The organism is Bradyrhizobium sp., from assembly GCF_016462955.1.
Lineage (GTDB): Bacteria > Pseudomonadota > Alphaproteobacteria > Rhizobiales > Xanthobacteraceae > Bradyrhizobium.
In genome coordinates this window covers 1-5,083 of record NZ_JAEMSD010000483.1, presented here as the reverse complement: position 1 = coordinate 5,083, position 5,083 = coordinate 1, and the positions used below count along the sequence as shown (strand labels likewise).

Annotated in this window: 3 protein-coding genes and 1 tRNA gene; 2 read left to right on the top strand and 2 right to left on the bottom strand. The window is 60.5% G+C overall.

The annotated features are described in order from the left end of the window. Positions 1-179 precede the first annotated feature (179 nt). On the bottom strand, positions 180-974 hold the full coding sequence (locus JHD07_RS32320; RefSeq protein ID WP_291629506.1) for an alpha/beta hydrolase: 795 nt from the start codon (positions 972-974) through the stop codon (positions 180-182). A gap of 721 nt (positions 975-1,695) precedes the next feature. Between JHD07_RS32320 and JHD07_RS32315 the strand changes: the two genes are divergently transcribed. After that, positions 1,696-1,866: a hypothetical protein gene (locus tag JHD07_RS32315; protein WP_291629504.1), complete on the top strand. Its 171-nt coding sequence runs from the start codon at positions 1,696-1,698 to the stop codon at positions 1,864-1,866. A 193-nt stretch (positions 1,867-2,059) separates the two neighbouring features. Next, positions 2,060-4,438: an ATP-binding protein gene (locus JHD07_RS32310; protein WP_291629502.1), complete on the top strand. Its 2,379-nt coding sequence runs from the start codon at positions 2,060-2,062 to the stop codon at positions 4,436-4,438. 481 nt (positions 4,439-4,919) lie between these two features. Here the strand turns inward: JHD07_RS32310 and JHD07_RS32305 are convergent. Continuing rightward, positions 4,920-4,994 (bottom strand) — tRNA-Gln (locus JHD07_RS32305). Positions 4,995-5,083: the final 89 nt, after the last annotated feature.

The following is a 5,083-nucleotide window of genomic DNA, read 5'->3' as shown; positions in this document are numbered from 1 at the left end:
CGAGCCGGCCTCGATGCGGGCGTCGCGCGCTGCGCGGCCGCGTTGCCAATTGGCCGCGGGTCTGGTCTCGGCGTTGATGGACGTCAACATTTGGAGAATTCCTGATCTGGCAAATTGGCCGCTCTGGCGGAACGCCCATGCGGCTCCCGCCAGAACGCGCAGACTGCTGCATGAATCCGTCAGCGAGCGGTGGCCGTCGTTTGCTGGACGGTGTGGGCTGCCTTGGTGATGATCGCCGCCACTTCTTTCGGATGCGACTCGTAGACGGAGTGACTGGCGCCCGGGATCACGGTGGTATGGCTCTTGGCGCGCTCGTAGTACCAGCGCTCGAGATCCGGATTGATGATCTGGTCGCTGCCGGCGACGATGCCCCAGCTGGGCTTGGTCTTCCACGCTGCCGCGGTCAGCGGCGTGCTGAAGACTTGCGCGGCGGCGAGAACCTGGGATCGCGCGACGAACTCGGCCCGCTCACGCGGCAGATCGGGTGAGAACAGCTTCGGAAACTGCGTTGGATCGAGATACGTGAACTTGTCCGGCGTGATCTTGATGGCGCCTTCGGTCTTTGCGAGCACACTAGGTGTCTTCTTGCCGAGCGCGCTTTCGTCTTCGCCGACATCGGGCGCGTGCGCCGCGACGTAGACCAGACCCGCAACCTTCGGATGAACGCCAGCCTCGGTGATGATCGACCCGCCGTAGCTGTGCCCGACGAGCAGCGTCGGACCATCCTGGAGATCGAGGACCCGCTTCGCCGCGGTCACATCATCCGCGAACGAGGTTTCGGGCTCCTGCACCATGGTGACATGAAAGCCTTCCTTGGTGAGAATCTCGTAGACCGGCTTCCAGCCGGATGCATCGACCCATGCGCCATGCACCAGGACGATATTCTTCAGGGGCTCGGCCGACGCGGGACCGATTGCCGAGAAGAGGGAGAAGGCGGCGGCGAACGCGAGGCCGGTTTTGGTCAGGTTCTTCATGTCGGTCACTCCGGTTATTGAATGACGCAACATTAGTGACCGGGCTCGTCCCGGTATTTCACCCTCACCATCCTGTTTTCCAGTACGAACGCGTAGGAGGTGCCAGCGCGCGGTCCGGGCTGCCCGCGAAACGTTCGTTTGCGAAAGATGGCGAGATCGGTGGGTGTCACTGCAGCCGGAAGGCGTCATTCGAAAGCTGGGACGCCAGAGCGTGACCAGAACCTTGAACACCTGCGCTACGCTGGTCTCACGCGTTCGCGTGCTGCTTGGCGAAAACTCACGGGAAAAAGCTGCAATGGCGATCAGTTCAGTCAGCCTTGCTGCCCACTTTTTACGCTGACGTCGAGCTCAGCCAGCCATCGCTTGCCGATCCCAGGGCGGTGAGCGATAATGGTATTCTGATGAGGGCACCGCCGCGACTCCTGCCTGGATCTGGTGAATGCAACACAATCAAATCGAGATCAGCGGCGGAAACCGAATGCAGATTCGGCTGCAGCCGTTCGGCTTCCGTTGCTCGCTTTCGATGGGCGGCAATGGCGACGTCCGAGCGCGCCCGCTGCTCGGTTGTCGTCGCGGGGGCGCAGGTACCGCCTGCCATTTGGCGAAAGGCCGATCATGAATCATCAGTACGTCCCATCGGCGAGCGTCGCCGTAGTCACGTTCGTCGCGACGAGCAATTCTGAGATGTGAAGTGAGGCGGTTCGGGTCGCTGAGTCTATGCATGCCGGAGGCGCGCCATTCATTGCGCAATATCGGTCAAAACAACCGCAAGGCGGGTCAAGACGGGGATGTCGATCGCCACTACGAGATGGCTTTGCAGGTGAGCAGCGCGCAAGGCCGGATTGCGACTGCGGCTCCAGTTGGAGAATCGGTCGATGTGGTCATGCTTTGAAGGCATCATTCCGTGGTCAGCTCCGGTGCTGCCCGGGTCGTCACGATGGGTACGCCGGAAAGGTGATCCGAAGCTCGAGCAGTTTTCAGGACCGGCCGATGAACGCCTCGTCCTGTCGAGCACATCGGGCAAGTGTTAAGGATCTGCACGATGACATCGCCTCAATGGTCCGCGGCGCCGCGCGGAGCGGCACATGAGGGAAGAGCTGGACCGGCCTGCGAAGGCAGCGGTTCCTCCGTCACGCGAATTCTCTGTTGAAGGCTACCTTAGCGGGCTCACAGTGCCACGTCTCACCGCCGGTCAGAACCACGGTTCGCTGTCTCCGCCTCTGTTCTGGATCTGCGGAGCAGGAGCTCTCGCGTTGACTTCGCTGCTCTGTCTCCGGTTGAACCTCAACTACTCGACCACAGCGTTTGTGCTCCTGGTCGTCCTCGCCTTTCTCGCGCTGTTTGGCAATCTCGTCGCGTCGATGGCGTTCTCCGCCGGAGCACTGGTCTGCCTCGGCTACGTCTTCGTAGAGCCCGCTTTCACGTTTGAGGTAGGCAACCTCCAGGATTTGGCGGCACTGGCCGCTTTCCTGATCGGGTCCCTGTTCGTGACAACCCTGATCTGGCGCGTACGGATGCTTGGAGCCCTTTATCGGGAGCAGGCTCAACTCCTCGACCTCACGTCCGACGCCATCATCGTCCGCGACCTCGACGACCGCATCACCTTTTGGAATCGCGGGGCCGAGGAACTCTTCGGATGGCAGCGCACAGAAGCTCTCGGCAACATCGAACATCGCCTGCTGCGCACCGAGTTTCCTGCACCGCTCGAAGACATCAAGCAGACGCTGTTGCGTACGGGACGGTGGGAGGGCGAACTGATGCACACGACCCGGAGCGGGGCGCGGGTTTCGGTCCTCAGTCGCTGGTCCACGGACCCGAGCGAGCCGACATTCGGCATCCTCGAGAGCAGCACTGACGTCACACAACGGCGCCGCGCCGAAGAGGCAATACGGCAAAGTGAGGCGGTTTACCTGGCGGAGGCCCAGCAACTCAGCAAGACCGGCAGCTTCGGCTGGGATGTCGTGACGGATGAGCTCATCTGGTCTGCGGAAACGTTCCGGATATTCGAGTTGGCACCAACTTCGACACCGACGCTCGGCTTCGTCATCGAGCGTATTCACCCCGATGATCTGGACGTTGTCCAAAAGGCGTTCGAAGACGCAAAACAGGAAGGACGATCATTCTCGCTCGAGCATCGCTTGCTGATGCCGGGCCAGACGATCAAGTTCGTCAAGGTGGTCACACGAGCCGCGTTGAACCAAAAGGGCAATCTGGAGTTCATTGGCGCCGTCATGGATGTCAGCCTCCAAAAAAGTGCCCATGCCGAACTCCAGCGGAGCGAGTTACGGTACCGCCATCTCTTTTCGCGCATGCCCATCGCGCTCAGGCAGCTCGACGCGACACAGCTCGTGCACCTGTTCAAGGCGCTGCGCCAGAAAGGCGTTACCGATCTCGGCAAGTATTTCGACGAGAATCCGGACTTTCTCACGACCTGCATGGAAGCACTCAAGTTCCACGAAGCGAATGAGCATGCCATCCGGCTGTTCGGCGGAAATCCCAGCCAGGCTCCAAAACCTTCCCTCGTTCGCACATGGCAGGCGCGGCCCGATACGTTTCGGCGGGCCATGGAATCGAATTTCCGCGGCGCCCCCAGCTTCGAAGAAGAAACCCAGATGGTCACCTGGGACGGGCGGGTGATCGACGTGCTTTTCATCACCGCGCGGGTCGGCCCTATCGATGATTTCGAGATCAGCCTGGTTGGAACCATCGACATCTCCGAGCGTGTCCGAGCGCAAAACGCATTGAGGAAGCTGCAGGCCGACTTTGCGCACGCCGCGCGGGTCTCCATGCTCGGCGAACTCACCGCGTCCATCGCCCACGAGATCAACCAGCCCCTGGCCGCGATGTCGACCCATGGCGGGGCGGGCTTGCGATGGCTCGACCGGCCGGCTCCCGACCTTGCAGAGGTCCAGCTTTCGATTCAGGGCATGGTGACGAGTGCGGTGCGCGCTTCGGATATCGTCGCGCGAATCCGTGCAATGGCCGCCGGCAAGTCGACAGAGCGCTCGCTGCTATGCCTGGACGATGTGATCGCGGAAGCGCTGGTGTTTCTGCGACACGAAAGTCAATCACGCGGCGTGTCCATTGCGCATCACCGAGGTCCATCAGCGGTCGAGGTTTTGGGCGATAGGATCCAGCTGCAACAGGTCGTCGTCAATCTGGCGATGAACTCAATGCAGGCGATGGAAGACGCCCAATGCGCTGATCGCAGGATCACGATCAGAACGACGCAATCTGCGGGCATGGTGCACTTTTCGCTCGTTGACAGCGGTCCCGGCATCAAGCCCGAGCATCTCGATCGGCTGTTCGAAAGCTTCTTCACCACCAAGAAGGACGGCATGGGCATGGGTCTCCCGATTTGCAAGTCCATCCTGGAAGCCCATGGCGGGAAGATCACTGCTGCGAACGATGACGCCGGAGAAGGCGCAAAAGTCAGTTTCAGCTTGGCCGCCGCCGCGGAATGATGCGCTTGCATGCCGCAACGATCGCACGCAGGTCGATTCCGAAATTGCGAGCAAGCGCGAACGAGGCAGGCCTCCGGCTGAAGTACGACTTGCAAGTACCGATCAGCAGAGTGCTGATGGAGCAGCATCACTTCGAGACGAAATGCAGACCGCCCCAATTTCGAAGACTAGCGTCCGATCTAAAGGATAGAGTCCGCTCTTCGTTGAACGCTGCAAAAGCGGCGGGGTTCTGCAACTGTCGATCTAGCACGCGAGGTCAACGGCTGCGGTCGGAAGCTTGCAACGCGCAGAAAGCGTTCATCCGCTCAATTCGCATTTTGATAAGTTGAGCGGCGTTCACCGCGCGACGACTTTCGTCTGCCTTCGACCAAAAACAAACCAGCACAGAATTTCCAAATGCGAGGCAAACGGAATTTCCAAATGCGACGGAAATCCCATATTCAGGGAAGCCATTTTTATAACAAAATCAGCGTGTTGGCCTTGGCTGGGGCGGGAGGGATCGAACCTCCGAATGGCGGAATCAAAATCCGCTGCCTTACCGCTTGGCTACGCCCCATCAGACGACGAACGGAACAGGGGCGAACCGGCGCCCGCAGATTCCCGTCGGTCGCAGCCGGTCTATAGGGAGCGGCGCGGCATTTCAAC